The 19,466-nt window shown below is 43.1% G+C and carries 21 protein-coding genes and 1 rRNA gene; 12 read left to right on the plus strand and 10 right to left on the minus strand.

The window, feature by feature from the left end:
• Positions 1 to 48: 48 nt before the first annotated feature.
• Complete coding sequence (gene dusA, locus FTV48_RS05755; protein WP_100535415.1) at positions 49 to 1,074, plus strand: tRNA dihydrouridine(20/20a) synthase DusA; 1,026 nt, start codon at positions 49 to 51, stop codon at positions 1,072 to 1,074.
• 75 nt (positions 1,075 to 1,149) lie between these two features.
• Here dusA and FTV48_RS05760 read toward each other — a convergent pair whose 3' ends face one another.
• Both FTV48_RS05760 and coaBC read right to left on the minus strand, forming a co-directional pair.
• Positions 1,150 to 1,662: a hypothetical protein gene (locus FTV48_RS05760; RefSeq protein WP_179999658.1), complete on the minus strand. Its 513-nt coding sequence runs from the start codon at positions 1,660 to 1,662 to the stop codon at positions 1,150 to 1,152.
• Between the two features lie 231 nt (positions 1,663 to 1,893).
• Positions 1,894 to 3,168, minus strand: coding sequence for a bifunctional phosphopantothenoylcysteine decarboxylase/phosphopantothenate--cysteine ligase CoaBC (gene coaBC, locus FTV48_RS05765; RefSeq protein ID WP_179999659.1), 1,275 nt, complete (start codon positions 3,166 to 3,168; stop codon positions 1,894 to 1,896).
• Positions 3,169 to 3,281: 113 nt separating this feature from the next.
• Between coaBC and radC the strand changes: the two genes are divergently transcribed.
• Positions 3,282 to 3,983, plus strand: a complete 702-nt coding sequence (radC, locus tag FTV48_RS05770) for a DNA repair protein RadC (RefSeq protein WP_159516650.1) — start codon at positions 3,282 to 3,284, stop codon at positions 3,981 to 3,983.
• 65 nt (positions 3,984 to 4,048) lie between these two features.
• Entirely contained in the window at positions 4,049 to 4,960 is a 912-nt protein-coding gene (locus tag FTV48_RS05775) for a bestrophin family protein (RefSeq protein ID WP_004281608.1), read from the plus strand.
• Positions 4,961 to 5,034: 74 nt separating this feature from the next.
• Here the strand turns inward: FTV48_RS05775 and FTV48_RS05780 are convergent, their stop codons facing one another.
• The gene (locus FTV48_RS05780) at positions 5,035 to 5,889 is read right to left on the minus strand and encodes a PHP domain-containing protein (protein WP_005098107.1); all 855 of its coding nucleotides are present in this window, start codon (positions 5,887 to 5,889) and stop codon (positions 5,035 to 5,037) included.
• Between the two features lie 44 nt (positions 5,890 to 5,933).
• Between FTV48_RS05780 and FTV48_RS05785 the strand changes: the two genes are divergently transcribed.
• Genes FTV48_RS05785 through mnmC form a run of 4 tightly spaced genes read left to right on the plus strand, consistent with a single transcriptional unit; the run spans position 5,934 to position 9,338 of the window.
• The gene (locus tag FTV48_RS05785) at positions 5,934 to 6,545 is read left to right on the plus strand and encodes a septation protein IspZ (RefSeq protein WP_005168649.1); all 612 of its coding nucleotides are present in this window, start codon (positions 5,934 to 5,936) and stop codon (positions 6,543 to 6,545) included.
• Positions 6,546 to 6,573: 28 nt separating this feature from the next.
• Entirely contained in the window at positions 6,574 to 6,876 is a 303-nt protein-coding gene (locus FTV48_RS05790; RefSeq protein WP_005098111.1) for a YciI family protein, read from the plus strand.
• Positions 6,877 to 6,881: 5 nt separating this feature from the next.
• Entirely contained in the window at positions 6,882 to 7,388 is a 507-nt protein-coding gene (locus tag FTV48_RS05795) for a hypothetical protein (RefSeq protein ID WP_074383532.1), read from the plus strand.
• A gap of 39 nt (positions 7,389 to 7,427) precedes the next feature.
• The gene (mnmC, locus tag FTV48_RS05800) at positions 7,428 to 9,338 is read left to right on the plus strand and encodes an FAD-dependent 5-carboxymethylaminomethyl-2-thiouridine(34) oxidoreductase MnmC (RefSeq protein ID WP_179999661.1); all 1,911 of its coding nucleotides are present in this window, start codon (positions 7,428 to 7,430) and stop codon (positions 9,336 to 9,338) included.
• Positions 9,339 to 9,499: 161 nt separating this feature from the next.
• Here mnmC and FTV48_RS05805 read toward each other — a convergent pair whose 3' ends face one another.
• Positions 9,500 to 9,814, minus strand: coding sequence for a rhodanese-like domain-containing protein (locus FTV48_RS05805; protein WP_005098114.1), 315 nt, complete (start codon positions 9,812 to 9,814; stop codon positions 9,500 to 9,502).
• Positions 9,815 to 9,905: 91 nt separating this feature from the next.
• Between FTV48_RS05805 and FTV48_RS05810 the strand changes: the two genes are divergently transcribed.
• Positions 9,906 to 10,394 carry a YajQ family cyclic di-GMP-binding protein gene (locus FTV48_RS05810; RefSeq protein WP_005098115.1) on the plus strand — a complete coding sequence of 163 codons (489 nt, stop codon included), beginning with the start codon at positions 9,906 to 9,908 and terminating at the stop codon, positions 10,392 to 10,394.
• Between the two features lie 28 nt (positions 10,395 to 10,422).
• Positions 10,423 to 10,926 carry a DUF4442 domain-containing protein gene (locus tag FTV48_RS05815; RefSeq protein WP_005098116.1) on the plus strand — a complete coding sequence of 168 codons (504 nt, stop codon included), beginning with the start codon at positions 10,423 to 10,425 and terminating at the stop codon, positions 10,924 to 10,926.
• Positions 10,927 to 10,987: 61 nt separating this feature from the next.
• On the opposite strand, the gene FTV48_RS05820 is transcribed toward FTV48_RS05815, so the two are convergent.
• From FTV48_RS05820 to FTV48_RS05830, 3 genes are read right to left on the minus strand one after another with little or no spacing between them, the layout of a single operon-like run.
• Positions 10,988 to 11,428 carry an acyl-CoA thioesterase gene (locus tag FTV48_RS05820; protein ID WP_218944670.1) on the minus strand — a complete coding sequence of 147 codons (441 nt, stop codon included), beginning with the start codon at positions 11,426 to 11,428 and terminating at the stop codon, positions 10,988 to 10,990.
• Between the two features lie 5 nt (positions 11,429 to 11,433).
• Entirely contained in the window at positions 11,434 to 11,865 is a 432-nt protein-coding gene (trxC, locus tag FTV48_RS05825) for a thioredoxin TrxC (protein ID WP_005098120.1), read from the minus strand.
• A complete protein-coding gene (locus FTV48_RS05830) occupies positions 11,866 to 12,762 on the minus strand; it encodes an alpha/beta hydrolase (RefSeq protein WP_179999662.1) in 897 nt (298 codons plus the stop codon).
• A 125-nt stretch (positions 12,763 to 12,887) separates the two neighbouring features.
• Here FTV48_RS05830 and FTV48_RS05835 point away from each other — a divergent pair, with 125 nt between their 5' ends.
• The gene (locus tag FTV48_RS05835) at positions 12,888 to 13,223 is read left to right on the plus strand and encodes a TIGR01244 family sulfur transferase (RefSeq protein WP_005098133.1); all 336 of its coding nucleotides are present in this window, start codon (positions 12,888 to 12,890) and stop codon (positions 13,221 to 13,223) included.
• Positions 13,216 to 13,638, plus strand: a complete 423-nt coding sequence (locus FTV48_RS05840; protein ID WP_179999664.1) for a beta-lactamase hydrolase domain-containing protein — start codon at positions 13,216 to 13,218, stop codon at positions 13,636 to 13,638. Before FTV48_RS05835 ends, FTV48_RS05840 begins: the two co-directional genes overlap by 8 nt.
• A gap of 166 nt (positions 13,639 to 13,804) precedes the next feature.
• Here the strand turns inward: FTV48_RS05840 and FTV48_RS05845 are convergent, their stop codons facing one another.
• Complete coding sequence (locus tag FTV48_RS05845) at positions 13,805 to 16,054, minus strand: Ig-like domain-containing protein (RefSeq protein WP_179999666.1); 2,250 nt, start codon at positions 16,052 to 16,054, stop codon at positions 13,805 to 13,807.
• A 155-nt stretch (positions 16,055 to 16,209) separates the two neighbouring features.
• Between FTV48_RS05845 and FTV48_RS05850 the strand changes: the two genes are divergently transcribed.
• Complete coding sequence (locus tag FTV48_RS05850) at positions 16,210 to 17,589, plus strand: dihydrolipoyl dehydrogenase (RefSeq protein ID WP_179999667.1); 1,380 nt, start codon at positions 16,210 to 16,212, stop codon at positions 17,587 to 17,589.
• Here the strand turns inward: FTV48_RS05850 and FTV48_RS05855 are convergent.
• Both FTV48_RS05855 and rrf read right to left on the minus strand, forming a co-directional pair.
• The gene (locus FTV48_RS05855) at positions 17,555 to 19,174 is read right to left on the minus strand and encodes a Na/Pi cotransporter family protein (protein WP_179999669.1); all 1,620 of its coding nucleotides are present in this window, start codon (positions 19,172 to 19,174) and stop codon (positions 17,555 to 17,557) included. The genes FTV48_RS05850 and FTV48_RS05855 overlap by 35 nt on opposite strands.
• Before the next feature lie 173 nt (positions 19,175 to 19,347).
• Positions 19,348 to 19,462 (minus strand): 5S ribosomal RNA (gene rrf, locus FTV48_RS05860).
• Between the last annotated feature and the right edge of the window lie 4 nt (positions 19,463 to 19,466).

A 19,466-nucleotide genomic window follows, 5' to 3' on the forward strand; every position in this document is an offset into this window, starting at 1 on the left:
CGATTTATTCATCCCTTCTTCTTCCATTTCGTTAAGGCGTAATTTTGAATGACTGATCTGACCACCATTGAAAATAAACTTCAACCACGAATCAGTGTTGCCCCGATGATGGATTGGACCACCAAAGACTATCGCTTCTTTGCCCGTCTGTTTAACCCAAATGTGATTATGTACACTGAAATGGTCACCACAGGTGCCATCATTTATGGGGATGCCAAACGGCATTTGGACTTTAACACCGAAGAACAGCCGATCGTGCTACAACTTGGTGGCTCGAATCCTAAAGATCTCGCGACCTGTACCAAGATGGCACAGGATTGGGGTTATAACGAAGTCAATTTAAATGTGGGTTGCCCGAGTGACCGGGTACAGAATAATAAAATTGGGGCCTGCCTCATGGCTGAACCCGATTTAGTCGCAGAATGTATTGCTGAAATGCAGCATGCGGTGGATATTCCAGTGACTGTAAAACACCGGATCGGGATTGATGATATGCAGTCTTATGAAGAAATGCTGCATTTTGTCGATACCGTGGCCAAAACCGGCTGCAATAATTTTATCGTACACGCGCGAATTGCCTTATTAAAAGGTCTATCGCCTAAAGAAAACCGCGATGTGCCGCCCCTGCGTTATGAAGATGTTTATCGCCTGAAGCAGGATCGTCCTGATCTGCTGATTGAAATCAATGGCGGGATCAAGACCTATGCCGAAACGCTGGAACATCTCAAACATGTCGATGGCGTGATGATTGGTCGCGAAGCCTATCATAATCCGTACTTATTGGCTGAACTGGGCCAATTGTGGAATCTGGATGCACCTGATCGTTTCGAGATCATGCAACAAATGCTGCCTTATATTGCCCAGCGCATGGCAGAAGGTGCACCATTGTCAATTATTAGCCGTCATATTTTAGGACTGTTCCAGAACTTGCCGGGTGCACGTAAATGGCGTCAGGCACTAAGCGGTGGCAATGCCAAAACCTTGAAAGATGTGGAAACTGCGCTGTTTAATATTCAAGAAGCAATGCAACGTACTGAAGACTATGTGCGTGAACATCAGCAAGTTGAATCCTAAATACGAATTTAAAAGTCTAATCGATATAAAAAAGCACCGATGATCGGTGCTTTTTTATAGAGATGAGCGAAGACGTTATTGAGTATATGCGGTGATATTACCGACCGGAACCGGTTCTTCCTGATAAGAAACACCTTGAAATTCTGGCTCGGCAATGGGTGTGACCAGAGAACCGCGCTCATGTTCTTTTGACTCATCTACAGGTTCCGGGTCATCTAAGGCTGCAGCCAGCTGCTGTAACTCCCGATCCAGTTGCTGCCGGTATTGCTCTATTTCAATTTCATCAATAAAAGCAAAGGCATCCTCTTCGATCGCCCACCTATAGCCTCCATCGACCTTAAAGATTTTGACATTGACCGGATATGCCTCCCCCTGATAATTCAGATGAGAAATCGCTTTAAATTGATTGCCCTGCCGCTGGACAATTTTGACCCTCTGCACAGTAAAACGATAGCGCTGATAATCCTGATTGGAATTAAATTCCTGTTGCATCTGCGCTTGAATATTTCTGGCCAATTCATCCATCGAGACAAAGTAACTGCATCCAGCCAGACAGGCGATCATCCATAACACAATGATTGTTCTCATAGCGCCTCCTTCTTTTTCTTTCCTGTTCCTGCTTATAGCTGATATATGCAGTATTGTTATGCTTGCTTATTCTGTGACCTATTTTATGCTTTTTTGAAAAAACAAGAAATAAGCAGTGCATGAATCATGACTAAATTATTTAAGATTTCTACAGCTTTTTGAATAAATGATAAAAATTTACTCATAAAAAAGCCCTGAGTCTAACAGGGCTTTTTTTTTGTGAAGATTCTTTTAAAAATCGTCATCACTGGATGGATCACGATGCAAGGCATCATGAATCGCTTCGATCAGCTGCTGGGCAATTTCCTGCTTGGAGGCTTTTTCCAGATCACGCTTATCCATCTGATACTGTTCGGCAAAAAATACGGTCATGGCATTTTCATCCGACGCAAAACCGATATCGGCACGTGAGACATCATTGCAGGCAATCATATCCAGTTTTTTCGCGACCAGTTTGCCCGCGGCATATTCTTCAATATTGCGGGTTTCCGCCGCAAAACCGACCATAAACGGACGTTTCTCTTGCTGGGCGATGGTCGCAACAATATCCGGATTTTTCACAAGCGCCACATTCAGCTCATCGCCAGATTTTTTAATTTTGTGTTCTGCAACTTCCGCCACGCGGTAATCCGCCACCGCAGCAGTTGCAATAAAAATATCACAGCCATCTTCCAGCATCTGCATGCTTTCATTGAGCATTTTTACGGCAGAACTGACATTTTTGCGTTTGACACCATTTGGTGTATCCAGAGTCACTGGCCCTGCAATCAGGGTCACATCTGCCCCAGCGGCATAACAGGCAGCTGCCAGAGCAAAGCCCATTTTACCGGTACTGTGATTGGAAATATAACGTACCGGATCAATCGCTTCACGGGTTGGACCGGCGGTGATGGTGACACGTTTACCCGCAAGCTGACCAAATTTTTCTGCGATCGCACGCTGTGCTTGATGGAAATATTCTGTGACTTGTCGTGCCAGATCTTCCGGCTCAGGCATACGGCCTAAACCCACATCGCCACAGGCTTGAGATCCGGCATCCGGCATGATCACATGCACACTATCTTCAATTAAAGTGGCCAAGTTGCGTTGTGTTGGCTTAGCTGCCCACATTTGCTGGTTCATGGCAGGCGCCACCCAGACCGGGGCCTTGGTCGCCAGATATAAAGTACTGAGCAAATCATCTGCTAGACCTGCTGCAAACTTTGCCAAGGTGTCACAACTTGCAGGTGCAACCAGTAACAGATCCGCCCAACGTGCCAGCTCGATATGCCCCATACCTGCTTCCGCTTCAGGATCCAGTAATGCCGTATGGACCGGATTGCCTGATAAGGCTTGAAACGTTAAAGGTGTAATAAAAGCCTGTGCCCCTTGGGTCATCACCACCCGCACATTAAATCCAGCATCTTTCAGACGACGAACCAGAATCGCACTTTTATAGGCAGCAATGCCGCCAGTCACAGCTAAAATGATATTTTTATGAGGAATTACACTTACGTCGAAGCTCACAAACAGGCTACCTTTCTGTTGCAGTGGGGCTCACAATAGCATTAAATAACCGCATTCCCAAGAGATCGGCTTGCGGGAAAACTGATAATTCATAATAAATAAGTCTAATAACTATGCAATTTTCTATTAAAAACTGGCCGGAACAAGAACGGCCGCGAGAACGCTTAATTCAATATGGCGCAGAAAGTCTGTCCGATGCCGAGCTACTGGCCATCTTTCTTCGTTCGGGCTCCCAGCAACATTCCGCAGTCGAACTTGCCCGACTCTTGATTCAGCATTTCGGTCATCTCACTGCCTTACTGGATGCACCTTTACAGGAAGTCAGCCAGTTTCATGGCATGGGCATCAGTAAATATACCCAACTCATGGCCGTCAAGGAACTCGGACGGCGTTATATTTCCGAACATCTGAAACAGGATGCACTGGAGCTCAATAATTCCAAACGGCTGAGAGATTATTTACGTTTTGAACTGCTCGGTGAAACTCAAGAAGTGTTTGCCGTGCTGTGTCTGGATGCCAGTTTAAGAAAAATTGCCTTTAAAAAACTGTTTTATGGGTCCATCAATGCATGTGATATTTCTATTAATCAATTGCTACGTTATGCGATTAGCCAGCAGGCGACCTCGATTGTCATTGCGCATAATCATCCGCTGGGTCGGCCCTCTCCATCCAAGGCCGACCTGGCATTGACCCGTCAGATTCAACAGGCTTGCCAGCTGGTGGATATCCATTTAATCGACCATTGCATCATTGCTTTGGAAGGCAGTTTTTCCTTTGCTGAGCAGCAACTCATCAAACCGGAAATGCAGTATTGAATAGCACTTGACAAAGCAGGCACAACTCCACAAGATCATGAAAAAAATTGTGATGATTCCAATAAATGATCGTACGTGACCAGCCGACTGTTTTTAAACTGCTGTTTTCCTGGCGGGGGACGATTTTACCTAAAGTTTTACCACCTTTAGGCGTGGTGATGCTGATGTCAGCTATCATTGGTGGCTTATCACATATTGGCTATTTTCATTTTCCAGAATTACCCCTGGTCGGATTTACCCTGATTGGAGTCGTGCTGTCGATCTTTCTCGGATTTAAGAACTCGGCCTGTTATGACCGCTGGTGGGAAGCGCGCAAACTTTGGGGTATTTTGATTGCCAATTCACGTCATTTTGACCGGGATTGCAGGATGCTGTCCCAAGGTCGCCGTGAGCGTGTGATTCAGCATGTGATTGTCTTTGCCAATGTTCTCCGTGACCGGCTACGCCATCAAACAGCCAATCCGACCGAACTGGTTGAAACCAGCGGCATGAGCCAGCAAGCGGTGACCCAGCTCTATCAACAGGCCAACGCGCCGCAATATACCTTAAGCCTGATTCAATGGGAGTTAATGCAGGCACTCAAAGAAGGTGAAATCTCAGACATCATCTATATGCAGATGAATAATCATGTGGCAGAACTAAGTATTGTCCAGACTGGTTGTGACCGGATTGCGACAACGCCTTTGCCTTTTGCCTATTCGGTCTTGCTGAATCGTACCGTCTATTTTTTCTGTTTTATTTTGCCTTTTAGCCTGGGTTCAACATTGGGTTTATTTACGCCTTTGCTGGTCGGAATTTTGGCTTATACCTTTTTAGGACTAGATGCCTTAAGCTCAGAAATTGAAGAACCTTTTGGCACGCAAAGTAATGATTTGCCACTGGACTCAATGGTGCGTACAATTGAAATTGAACTCTTAGGCACGCTGGGCAAACCAACCCCACCACCGATTCAGGCCAAAGATCATAACCTACTGTAATTTATTCTTCTCTTGCCCTTTTCTATCAGCAAAAGGCACTTCTGCTTTGCAAGAACAAAGTTCGAGTAAAGCACTCAATCAACAAAACTCTCCCAAATCCCGACTTGTCCCGGTTTTAGGCTCGGCACATTCCCGAGTCTGATCCATGGCATATGGTCGCCATGAAAGTCACTGCCAATCGAAACTTTCAGACGATGCTCCGCAATCATCCGATCGACCATCTGGCGAGTGGAACTTGGATCTACCGCTGGCGGCAGTTCAACGGCGTCGCCACCAAACTTGGCAAAGATCTCGATCAGGTAACGAATGTTGGTCGCAGATAGGTCATATTTGGTCGGATGTGCCAGCACTGCAAAACCGCCACTTTCATGAATCACCTGAACCGTGTCTTCAAGACTCAAGCCATCAAATTTGACATAGGCTTTCTTGCCTTCCTTGATGTACTTATCAAAAGCCTGTTGCGGGCGAGTCACAATACCTTTTTCTACTAAGGTTTTGGCAATATGCGTCCGTGTTACCCGATCAGGGATATTATCGACTTTGACCAGTACATCGGCATAAATATCCTGACCAATTAAAGGAATCAGTAAGTCACAGATCTGTTTCGAGCGTTCCGCCCGGATTTTCTTCTGCTGATTGAGGGCTTTTTGTAAAGGCTCAGGATTTTGCATATTCAGTGCAACAATATGCACGCCATAATTTTTCTTGGTGGCTGGACGTGACCACTGGCTGGAGATTTCCACCCCAGAAATGATCTTAATCTCATGATTTTTAGCGGCTTCTTGTGCCAGTTCCAGGCCATCCATAGTGTCGTGATCTGTCAATGCCAAAGTATGCACCGATTTCTCTACGGCAGCCTCGACCAATTGCTGTGGAGTTAAAGTTCCATCAGAAATATTGCTATGTGTATGTAAATCTACGCCGTGCATCTCTATACTATGACATTTATTTAATCAGATTTAGATACTCTAACATGAAAGCACTTTTAGACTTTGTGCCACTCATTATTTTCTTTTATTTATATAAAACTGTAGATCCAAAAGACACTGACCATCAACTTTTGCAATTGATCGGTTCTGCGGGGGGTGTCGACAATAATAATATTCTTGTGGCAACCACTGGTCTGATTATTGCTATGCTGGTGGTCTATGGTGCGTTATTTGTCATGCAAAAATTCCGCTTGGATAAGCAGCAATGGATTGTGCTGTTTATGACCGTGATTTTTGGTGGGATCACTCTGATGCTGAGCGACGATTTCTATATCCGTTTAAAGGCGGTATTGCTGAATCTGGTCTTTGCGGGCGTATTCCTGCTGTCGCCTTGGTTTAGTAAAGATAAAAAGCCACTGATTCAGCGTCTGTTTGGCCCGGTTTTCAACTTAAGTGAAAAAGGCTGGATCAAACTGAACTATGCCTGGGTCGCCATGTTTGCACTGATGTCATTTTTACATACCTTCTTTGCCTACTTGTGGCTGGATGGAAAATATTGGGGCGAATTTACGGCATTCGGTGACATGATCGTGATGTTTTCCTTTATCATTATCCAGTTTATTGTATTGCGTAAATACTTTAAGACTGCTGAATAAATCCAACTACAAACGATTGAGAATCATCATGCCGTTATTTGTCGTTAGCTGTACCGATCAGGAAGGTACAGTGGAGAAACGTCTTGCCATTCGTCCACAACATCTTGCCCGCTTGCAAAAGCTGAATGATGAAGGCCGTCTGATTGTTGCAGGCGCGATGCCGAAAGATCCGAGTAATCCACAAGCCGGCTTTTATGGCAGTACCATCATTGTCGATTTTGACAGCCGTGAAGACCTGGATACCTGGCTAGAAGATGAACCCTTCCTGAAAGAAGGTGTATATGCACAGATTGATGTGAAACCGTTTAACAAAGCATTCCCTCAAGGATAAGGTTTATGCGTGTTGTTCTTGCCAGTGTTATTGGCCTCTGTTGTACCTTTCATTCTGTATGGGCAGTAGAAGTTGCCACAGTTCAGACAACACCAAACAGTGTCGCCGCTGCTGCTGTACAAGCTGCGGTCGCAACCCCCACTGCTACGCCAAAACCTGCAATTATCCCTGTGGCTGCAACAGCATCTCAAGCCCTTCCGGCAACTGGAAATAAGCCACTGACTGCTGAAGAACTCGCCAGAAATAAAGCTCAGCAAGATGCCAAAGTAAAAGCCTTGGTGAAAGATCAGGCGACGCGTCTGCAACAGCTGGAAAAAGCCAATCTGGAAGCGTTAGCACAAAATCAGGAACTACAGCTCAGAAATGACAATCTTGGCGTGCAAGTACAGGTTTTACAAAGCGAACGCAGTGCACAGATGTTCCTGTATGGCGCTGCCACATTGGCCGTGGGCGTTTTGCTGGGCTTTCTGATTGCCAGTTACGTTTATACCAAGCGTCGCCGTCAATGGTAATCTATTCCCCTTTCGGACTTATTTAAGGTTGTAGTCGTTTTGTCGCATGCAATTCAAACCGCCGATCTCGATTGGCACTTGGTGGATGGCATTGAAGTGCCTGTCTCTAAACAGTTTGGCGATGTTTATTTTTCTAAAGACAATGGTTTGCTGGAAACCCGCCATGTTTTTTTAAATGGCAATGAACTGCCGACCCGCCTGACTGACTTAAAACCGTTTGAATATTTTTGTGTGGGCGAAACCGGCTTTGGCACAGGATTGAATATTCTGGCGTTATGGCAGCTCTGGCAGCAGACCCGTCCGGACAATCACAGTCATTTGCATGCGATTTCAGTGGAGAAATTTCCGCTCTCTAAACCCGATCTGATTCGCGCTTTAAATGTCTGGCCTGAACTCAAGCCATTAGCAGATCAACTGATTTCCCAATATCCGATGCCAATTGCAGGCTGCCACCGTTTAAGCTTTCCTGAACAACGTTTCAGTCTGGATCTTTGGCTTGGAGATGCCCATGATGTATTTCCCATCATGGAAAAAACCGCACCTGTGAATGCATGGTTTCTGGATGGTTTTGCGCCGTCTTGTAATCCAGACATGTGGGAAGAAAATGTTTTAAATAATATTGTGCGTTTATCCGAGATCGGCACCACTTTCGCTTCTTTTAGTGTCGCAGGTGTCCTGAAACGTGGCCTAAAGAATCATGGGATTTCCATTTCACGTCCAAGAGGTTTTGGGCATAAACGTGAAATGCTCAAAGCCATCTGGAAGCTATCTGAACCAGCCAATTCGGGTGCAGATCAGGATATTACTCAAAAAAAAACAGCATTAAATCCTGAGCTTGAATTTAACGTACGCCAGATTGCGGTTATTGGTGCCGGAATCGCAGGTTTAAGTGCTGCCTGGGCCTTTGTGCAGCGTGGCCACCAAGTCACGATTTACGATCAATCAGCGCCACTTGCTGGTGGCTCTGGTAATCCGCTTGCGCTCCTGAACCCAAAACTCTGCCCGATTGAGCAGAGTGCAGAACATTTAATGACCTTGGCTTGGCAACATGCCCTGACTCATTATGCAAAATTCAAAGCCTTTCGACCGATTCAGGTTAGTCAATTGGCACTCAAACATCCTGAAACTCTTTTAAGTCTGGCAAATGAATATCCAGCACATATTCTTTCAGTGCAAACGGCGGATGAGCAGAAACTGCATACTGAATATTCAAGTTTAAAACTTTTAGCAGCAGGAACTATTTCTCCGCATCAATTGCGTGATGAAATTTTACAGCATCCGAATATTAAATATATCCAAGCAAAAATCACCAAAATTAAGCAGCTATCTCAACCCGAACTTTTTGAAAATGAAAATTGTTTGGGTCAGTTTGATCATGCGCTGGTTTGTAGCGCGCGCGAGACAGCACAATTCTTTGAGCATTATCCGGCACTCAAGCCAATTCGTGGACAAGTGAGCTGGCTAAACAATAGCGCTCAGCCTTTAAGCAAAGACACTGCTTATAACTACGGTGGGTATTGTATGCAACTGGATGATACACATTTAATTCTCGGTGCATCTTTCCATCCCGGCCGGGAGGATACAGAGGTGCTCCCAGAAGATCATGCACATAATCATGAGCTGCTCCAGAGCGTCTTTCCAGATTATGCCGCGTCATTAGCACCGATGGACACCTGGCAAGGCCGTGCATCGCTACGTGCCCAAAGTCAGGATTACTTTCCTTTACTCGGTAAAATGCAGCCTGAACAGGAAATTTATAGTTTTGCCGGTCTAGGCTCCAAAGGCTTTTTATTTGCACCCCTTTGTAGTGAAATTCTGGCCGCCCAGATTCTGGGTGAAGCCTGTCCTATTCCGGCAAGTCTGGTTAAAAAACTCAGCGTGAGCCGCTTTCAAAAGAAAGTAAAAGCCAAGAAGCCTTATTTTAAGCCACAAATTGAATTACCCTTTTGAATTAATCCCTCTAAGTCCCCCTTTTTTAAAGGGGGACTTTTCTCTACTTTTATGAATAAATCGAATGCCTGTAGCTCCTCCCTTTAGAAAAGGGAGGTTGGGAGGGATTAAATTTCAGCCAATAAAAAAGCGCCTTGCGGCGCTTTTTTTTAACAGAATGCTTATGCACCCTGTTCAAGCGGTAAGCCTGCATCACGGGCGGCACGAGTACCCCCCATCAGAATGACATATTCACGTGAACTGTCAAAACCCTCTAGTTTTTCAGCAGCACGTGGAGCTTTACTCCCCCCACCACACAAGATGTAAATGGGTTGATCCGCTGACACCTGAGTTAGGCTCTCTGCTGAAAGATCGTTAATGGGCTGATTCACCGCCCCTTTCACGTGTGCTTCAGCAAAAGCACTTGTATCGCGTACATCCCAGATAATTGCATTTTCTGGGAACTCAAATGTTGTAATTTCTTGTTTACGGATCATTGCGCACTCCTTTGATGTAAACAACACTTGGCAAATGAAGAAAACATCCCTAGCATCTCAGATATTCTTTCCATTTGTAAAGGTCTAAACCATGCCTTCTTTCGATATTGTTTCTGAATTAGAAATTTTTGAAGTAAATCATGCAGTTCAAAACACCCAAAAAGAAATTGCGACCCGCTTTGACTTCCGCGGTCAGGACGTTTCTATTGAACTGAATGAAAAAAACAAGGAAATCAAGATTTCGACTGAAAGTGATTTCCAGTGTGAACAAGTGTATAGCATGCTCGAAAGTCATTTCTTTAAACGCAAAGTTGATATTCAGGCACTCGATCCACAGAAAATGACGGCTTCTGGTAAAAACGTGATTCAGGTGATCAAGCTCAAAGACGGTCTTGACTCTGATACCGCAAAAAAAATCAATAAAGCCATTAAAGAAAGCGGCATTAAAGCGCAATCTTCTATTCAGGGAGACAAGATTCGTGTAACGGACAAGAAGCGCGACACTTTGCAACAAGTGATGACCTTCTTAAAAGAACAGCAATTTGGTTTGCCTTTACAGTTCAATAACTTTAAAGATTAAGACCGTACAGTGTCTTAAAGAAGGAATTATGACGCATCGCAATCGACTGACCAAACTGGTAAAAGCTACTTCCAGACTACCTCAAGCTATTCGTAGTACTTTATTGAGTAAAACCTTTGGCCGGATTATTCCCATGGTAGGTTCTGCCAAGATTCGCTATGTAGAACTCAGTGGGGAAAAAGTGGTGGTCACAATCGCCAACCATAAAGCCATGCAAAACCATATTGGTCAGGTACATGCCTGCGCCATGGCCTTAGTGGCAGAAACTGCGACCGGCTTTGTGACAGCAATGAATGTGCCGGATACCGCGATTGTATTAATCAAAAGTTTGAAGATTGATTTTAAACGTCCGACCAAAGGCGCCATGACTGCAGTCGCTACCTTGACGCCGGAGCAACAAGCACTCATGCAAAGCTCCGATAAAGGCGAAACATTGGTTCAGGTCACGGTCACGGATGAATCCGGAGAAACGCCGATTCAATGTGAAATGCTCTGGGCCTGGATTGCCAAAGATCAGCTCAAGCAATCATAATTCTTTCTAAGCAAGAAAAATCCCAGAGATCATCTCTGGGATTTTTTTATATCTCATTCAATCATTGGGCTGCTTGAGACTCTAAAAACTTCTGTTTGGCTTCCTCTGGAATCAGACGCTTATTGCCTTTTACATCGACTGCGACAAAAGTAAATACTCCTTCTGTGACACGAATCGGCGCACGTGAATCATCATGACTGTCCCAGACTTCAATTTCCATCTGAATAGAGGTCTTGCCAACTTTTAAAATCTGGGTATAACAGCTAATGACATCCCCGACTTTCACTGGAACCAGAAAGGTCATCTGGTTAATCGAAATCGTGGCACAACGTCCCTTTGAAAATCGTTCTGCGTGAATCGCGCCTGCCAAGTCCATTTGTGAAACGATCCAGCCACCAAACACATCACCACTCCAGTTGGTATCTGCAGGCATTGCGATCGTTTGTAGGGAAAGAATCCCCTCTGGTTTTACTTGAGAATCTGACACATTCACTCCAGGCATTTGAATTAGGGTTGGGTATTTAACTGCTGATCAAGCCATTTTTGTAGTTCGCTTGATCGTAATGCACCGCTTATTCTAGCAATTTCGTTGCTTTTATTCATCAACACCAGCGTCGGAATACTGCGAACATTAAATGCTGAACTTAAGCGCGGATTCGCTTCGGTATCAATTTTTGCAAAAACCACGTTTGGATATTGCTGCGCGACAGTCGCAAAATGCGGTGCCATCATTTTACAGGGGCCACACCATTCTGCCCAGAGATCAATCAGGATTGGTAAATCACTATGGGTGACAAACTGGCTGAAATTCTGCTCATTTAATTCAATTGGCGCCAATGGAATCAGGGCCTGATGACATTGACCACAGGCAGGGTTGGCGGTGAGTTTATCTTCAGGAACACGATTTTTGGCCTGACATTCTGGGCATACAATAATCATCTAGCGTACTCCAATATGTTGATGTAGGAATTCTAATTGGGTTGAAACGGCTTTTTCAAACCATTCACCATGATAAATATCAAAATGCCGGATATTCCACTCCTGATATTGTACAAACGGTGCAAGATTGGTCACGGTTTCGCGACTGGATTCAATCGGAATTAAACTATCCAGTTTTGCTGCAATAAACAGCACAGGAATGGTGATTTTTCTAACTTGCTGAATCGGGCGATAACGCATTAAATTAAAAAAGACCCGCGCAGGAATTTGACCACTCCAATAATAATCCGGATTCACAATCGACAGATAACCCTCGTAGCTGTCCTGTGTCGGCATAAAACACAGCTCGTAAGGATCGACCACCGGCAAGGTTTTGGGCTGCATACCGACCTTGCTTCCCATATAGTCCTGACTAGAAACCTTAAGTGCCTTGGGGAGTTGCTGCAAAGGATAAAGCCTGGCACTTTCAGCCCCATCGACAAAAGGCACCTGTACCATTGCGGCCTGAATATTTTTCAGTTCTGCTGCCAGGGTGAGTACATGCCCTCCACTTAGCGCAGTTCCCCAGAGCACGATCCGTTGACTGTCAATCGACTTACGTGCCTGAATATGCCTGATCATGGTTCGCCAGTCATCCAGCTGGGCATTAATGGATACCAGCTCACGCGGTCGCCCGGTACTGCCGCCCCAATAGCGATAATCGAATAACACCACCGCATAGCCGACACTGGCAAAATGCTGGGCATAGTGCACCAGTTTAAATTGACGTAAGGCCGCCAGACCATGGGCCATCAAGATCACGGCCGGTTTTTCTATATTTTTAGGCCGATAAAAATCTGCAGCAATCACGTCCTGACCGCTTTTGACATACAGTGGCTCAACTGTATAAGCCTGCATACGCGCTCCATTGCGTTATCTTATGGTGATCATCATTTATAAAAATTTCACAACAGCTTCAGCATGTTTTCCGCTTAATGCTATCATAAAGCATATCGATATAAATGAAATGATGGAGTGGCGTCATGAGCGAAAATGTAGGCTTTGCTGGTCAAATTGGTCCGGAACACGTGACTCAGGTGGTCGAGAAAGGTTTTAAATCTATTATCAATAACCGCCCGGATATGGAAGGTGGTTCTGAGCAGCCGACCAGTGCACAAATTGAAGAAGCTGCACGCAGTGCCGGTCTGGATTATGTCTTTCAGCCTGTCGTCGCTGGTCAGATTACTGAGCTCGATGTACGTACTTTTGCCAATCATTATAATGAATTACCGAAACCTATTCTGATGTTCTGCCGTACTGGAAATCGCTCAAATAATTTATATCAACTGGCAAAACAGATGGACCTGCTGGATGACTAAGTCTTTTTGGAAAATTGTAGTACTGGCAAGCTGTTTAAGTGTCAGCTCACTTGGTTTTGCCGCAAATGATCTCAGCCGTGCAATGACCTCTTCGCTGAGTGTGTCAGGTGAAATGACCTTAAGCAAGTTTCAGCAATTGATTCAGCAAGGTTTCAAATCTGTGATTGTAAACCGGCCGGATCAGGAAACTGGCAATAATGTCACGGTGAGTCAATTACGCTCCATTGCGGAGAAATCTCAAGTGAGTGTAATTTATCAGCCTGTGGTGAGTGGCCAGCTTTCTCAGGCTAATATTGAAGAATTTGCTCGATATTATAATGAGCTGCCTAAACCAATTTTGATGGTTTGCCGAAGCGGCACACGTTCGGCTGCTTTGTTTAATCAGGCTAAATCTCAAGGATTGATTCATGAATAAGTTATTGATTATTTTATGTTGTAGTTTGGCTTTTACAGGCTGTAACTCGATGAATCTGAAGCCGACAGTGGGTGTAAGTGTGGGAACATCGATTTAGTTTTTAAATTTCAGTTCCCATAAAAAAACAGCGCCGAAGCGCTGTTTTTTTATTATTTAGAATTAAATTTTAGCGAAGCTCTAACCATACAGTGGTCACCTTACCTCCAGGTACGGCTGTAGAAACTTTAACATCATCCCCTTGAACACAACCTTTCAAACGAATTGTATAGTTTACTACTGGACTATTACCTTGACTAAAGTTAGTAGGTGTTAATAACGGCATAGTATTTGGTACAGTTACATCACCTCCAAATACTTCAGCTTCACAAGTTTGATTCTTATATGTAAAGGTTGGATCACCGATTACTGATGCATCTAGTCCAGTTACTCGTCCTTTACCATTACCTTCTATATTCACAACATATTCTTTACTAGCAAGAGTAACATTCAAAACACTATCCGGTTCTGCACCTGAAACCTCTAATATTTTTTTTGTTGAATCAGTAGAATCCTGAATTAATTTTACCACTGGTTCAAAGGTTGTATTATCTTTTACAGCCGCATTCACCAATGTACCTGAAGGCATTGGTACTGTTTTTAAGCTATTACCATATACTTGGAATGAAAAATTACCTGTGCCTTGAGCAATCTTCTGATTTGATGTGAATCCATTTTTCCAAACAAATGTAGGTGTATCATGTGCAAATGCAAATATTAATTGCTGGCGTAACACCGCGCTCAATCCATTGTCACAAGTATTAAGCTTATTATTAGGCGTATCTAGCTGATTTAAATTTGGTTGTAAGAAACTAGAAGCTGCACATCCTAAAACATCTTTAGCCTTATTGTATACAAATTCCCCTACATTATGCAGGCCATCTTCATTATCATCACGATAGAAAGCACCAATATTATGCGTAAGAACATCTCCTGTGGTGAAAGAGTTACTTCCATCTTTATCAATATAATCTTTATCACCTTCAACAAAAGCTAAAACAGTAACGCGATTATCAATTGGACGAGGGTTTTGAGTGGTTAATGTTACACTACACGAACCCGCAGCATTTGTTGCACATGATGAATCAACTTTGCCACCTTCAGCGATAAAGCTAATTACTGTTCCTGCTGGTACAGCATTACCGACTCGATCTGTTAAACGAGCAACAATTGTTGAAGTATCACCATCAATATCTGTTCTCAATGATTGTTTAGAAACCGATAAACTTACACCATTCTGTGTTACACGCCCGGTAGATACTTTAACATTCTTAGATAATGCTGATATTTGTGGATTGGACACAAGTGAAGCTTTCACTTCTACTGGTCCAGGTTTAGTTCCTGGGTATAAGTTAACTACAATTTTACCATTGGAGTCACTTTGCACAATTTTCGGTTTGGCATTACCTAAAGACACAAAGCTAAAATCAGGAGGGGTTAAGGTTAATTCAAGTTCCACATCCTGATTCTTCGCAGGGCGGCCATTGGCAAATAATGTAAATTCAATTTGACCTGAGGCAGCAGAACCACTACCGGAGATTCCCAAATCTACTGCTGAAGTTGTGGTATAAACTAAAGAGTCCGCTTTAATCTCATCAATTTTGACTTTAATTTGAGCTGGAGTTTTACTATTTTGACTTGCAGCCTGAATTACAGGTTCATCCTGACATAAATCACCATTTGCTGAGATTGCTTTATATGTAGTCGTGACATTACCTGAATTAATTGATGTAACTGCAGTAGGTTCAAATGTACCACATGATGCACTAAAATTAACCAGTACATTATTTTGTGGAATACCACGTTCGTTATTTGTTTTTAATGTAATATTTGTAGTGCCGCCCACTTCTAAATTAGAAGTAGTTGCAATGATATCTGACAGCACAATATTTAGAGGTTGTAAAGAAAAGGTAAGATCTTTAACAGTAGTAGATTCATCTTGGTACTCGACATTCGCCGAAATTTTGTAGACACCCGTTAGACTTGGATTTTTAGGTACGAGTGAAATACTTGCCTCACCTTCTGCATCAGTTAAAACAGCACCATTAGCACTGCCTAATTCAATTTCACCTGTCGCGGTAAATGTTACTATTGCCCCACTAATCCCACGCCCTGCTTGATCCGTTACTCTAACTGTTGCTTTCGCACCTTCGCTATTAATAACTTGGATTGGCATTCCATTAGCATCTGTTAAAACAACTGCACTCGCATTAAGTGATTGTACCTCTTCACCAGTACTTGGATTTTTAGGATTTTCAGTACTCGGATTTGAACCACCATCATTATTATAATATCCGTCACTACCACCACCACCACAACCGGCCAACATTAGCGCCAAAGTAAGAGCAGATAATTTAATACCTAATTGTTTACTAATCATTTAAATCCCCAAGACCCTCTATTATAGAGTTTGTTATCAATCTTTATTTAATTATGCGCTATGTAACCATAGTTAAGCTTTTATGTAAATAAAGGTAAGCCAAATGTTTTGTATGCTAGCTTATATCAATAAAGTGATTTTGATAAGAGTGATCAATGTACGACCTCATCATTATTGGCGCAGGCACTGCAGGAATCAGTGCTTATAACGAAGCCATCAAATACACCCAAAATATTTTAATTATCAATGATGGCCCTTGGGATACGACTTGTGCCCGTGTAGGTTGTATGCCAAGTAAATTGCTAATCTCTTCTGCAAATCGTATGCATGATATTCAAACTGCTGAAGAACTTGCTTTAAAACATAATGCTGTCATTGGTTCTTCAGATGTTATGCAACGTGTGCATGTCCTTAGAGAACGTTTTATTCGTGCAACCTTGAAAGGTGTTGATCGATGGGAGGCTTCACATAAAATTTCTGGTCATGCAACGTTTATTAATGCCCATACAGTTGAAGTCAATGGAAAAGCTTATCAGGCTAAAAGCTTCATTATTGCGGTTGGTTCACGACCTAATATCGATAAAACATTCAAGGAAGAATTAGGAGATAAATATCTAACTTCTGATGAGATATTTGAACTTTCTCAATTACCCAAGTCTTTAGCAGTGATCGGAAGCGGTGTGATTGCCATTGAACTGGCACAAGCCATGCAACGACTGGGCGTAGACACTACCCTGTTCGCTCGTAGCCAAAAAGTAGGTGCCTTAACCAGCCCTGCTTTACAAAAGCTGGCACAGGAGCAATTGAGTAAAGAACTCAATATCAAGTTCAAAATCTTGCCAGATCAAGTTAAAAAACAAGCTGGTCATATCCAGATTAATTTTACTGAAAATGATCAAGCTCAAACTATTCAAGTTGAATATATTTTGGGTGCTACAGGCCGTCAGACTAATCTGGATCGATTGGGTTTAAATCAGTTAGATCCTAATTTTGCTGATATCAAAAAATTGCCTATCAATAAAAAAACCAAACAACTCGCAGATATGCCGATATTTATAGTGGGTGATGCCGCACCTGATGCCCCCATTCAGCACGAAGCTGCTCATGCTGGTAAAGAAGTGGTTCATAACTGTTTAAATTATCCCGAAATTAAACCGATTCCCGCACTCACCCCACTGGCAATCGTATTCTCTCACCCGGAAATGGCGATTATCGGGCAAAGTTTTAAACAGTTAGAAAAGCAAAATATTGAGTTTATTCGAGGATTTGCCTCCTATGAAAATCAAGGACGTGCACTGGTTCTTGCTGAAAATAAAGGTGGTATTGAAGTTTATATTGATAAAAAATCAGGCAAATTATTAGGCGCAGAACTCTTCTGTTCACAAGCTGAACATCTTGGCCATCTTCTGGCCTGGACCATTGATGCAGATCAGGATATTCATCAAATCCTGGCAAAACCTTTTTATCACCCAACACTGGAAGAAGGTCTCAGATCTGCTCTTAAACATGCTCGTCGTCAATTTGATGCATTGTAAGTGTTTGCTGACGCTCATTGAGTACATTAATCAAACGGTAACTGTGCGCAACTAAGCGATCTAACCAACGCTGAGCAGCCAATAACTCAAAAGTTTTGGCTGCATTCAGCTGATACGTTGAGGCATAAATATTAGTTTTTTCACGTAATTCGCTACGATGCTGTTTACTCCACTGTTTTAGATGTCCCATTTCAATATACAGTTGGCTCAAATCTTCAGATGAGCGAGTATCTAGCATGCTATTTCCAGCATTTTCCAGAATCTGGATAAAATCCAAGGCAAGTTGATGAATCGCGGGTTGGGTACGAATACTCACAACATGCTTTAGATTTTCCAAATCACTACGCAACACTTTCAGATAAACCATCATCCTTAATAAGCTAAACAGCCGACTTTGATCAGTGCTATTTTCAGGCACAACAATTTTTTCTAAATAATCCTGTAATTTGTAAATTAATTCGTCTTGCTGTTTTAATTCATTGGCCGAAACCAATTCTGCTGACTTGATGGCTTTTAGAATCCAGGAATATTGGGTCAATATGGTTTTAAAGATCACTTGTTCTGCCGTATTAATTGCGACCGCAGGCACTGCCAAACTGGCTCCATCTAAGGCCTGTAATAATGAATCTTCATGTGCCGGAATATATTTCACCAACAGCTGTTCAAAGGGGCGAATCAATGGCATAAAAAATAAGGCACCAAATACACTGAAGGCTGTATGAAAGGCTGCCACAATGACCACATGATCCCAACCAGATAAAAAATACTGTGGTTGATACAGCCATAAAAACAAAGGAACCAAAATACAAAATGCAAAAATTGCACTCACGACATTAAAACAGACATGCACAGCAGCAGTTCGTTTTGCATTGGCATTTGCACCGATGGCTGCCAGTACTGCAGTTGCAACGGTTCCAATATTCTGACCAATGACGAGCACAAGCGCTTGATCGAGCTGAATCGCCTGACTTGCTAATGCAGCAAGTGTCGCTGTAATGGCGGCACTAGAGGACTGCAAAATCACAGTCATGACCAAACCGAAAAGTACCAATAACAGCTTTGCAGCAAAACTTTCGGTCGAGAAAATTGAAAGATCGAGATGTTCTGCGACACCTGACATTGCTACTTGAAGCAAATCAATTCCAAAGAAAATCAGGCCGAATCCCGCAAGCGCCAAGCCGGTAAGCGCTGTACGTCCATGTGCTAATATTTTAAGTAAAGCGCCTATGGCAATGAGAGGCAAAGCCACTTGTCCAATAGAAAACTTTAAACCTAAAAAAGCCACAATCCAGCCAGTACTGGTTGTACCGATATTGGCGCCAATAATTACACCAATGGCTTGCGAAAAAGAGAGTACGCCTGCACTGACAAAGCCAATGGTTGCTAGAGTCGTGGCTGTGGAGGATTGCACAATCAAGGTCAAGGCAATACCTGAAGTCATTGCTTTAAAAGGAGAACCAGTAAACCGACCTAACCATTGTCTTAATGTTTCACCTGCAATATCTTTAAGGCTCTCGGTCATTAAAGTCATACCAAGCAAAAATAAACCGATTCCACCACAGAGCTGTGTAAATACCTCAAACACGCAGATTCCTAGGCTTTAAATTTTAATGATTAAAACATAATCAGGCTGATTTAAAAACAGCAAATAACCTTGAGTAAATTCAGAATATTATTTTTACTATATTTGATTTTGCTATACCCCCCGCGCACAAAAAAACACCCCCAACTGTTAAGTTGGGGGTGTTTCGAATAATGAGCTGGCGATGACTTACTCTCACATGGGTAACCCCACACTACCATCAGCGCAAAGAGGTTTCACTTCTGAGTTCGGGAAGGGATCAGGTGGTTCACTCTTGCTATTGTCGCCAGCACAA

It is taken from the genome of Acinetobacter sp. YH18001 (assembly GCF_013416975.1).
GTDB classification, from domain to species: domain Bacteria; phylum Pseudomonadota; class Gammaproteobacteria; order Pseudomonadales; family Moraxellaceae; genus Acinetobacter; species Acinetobacter pseudolwoffii.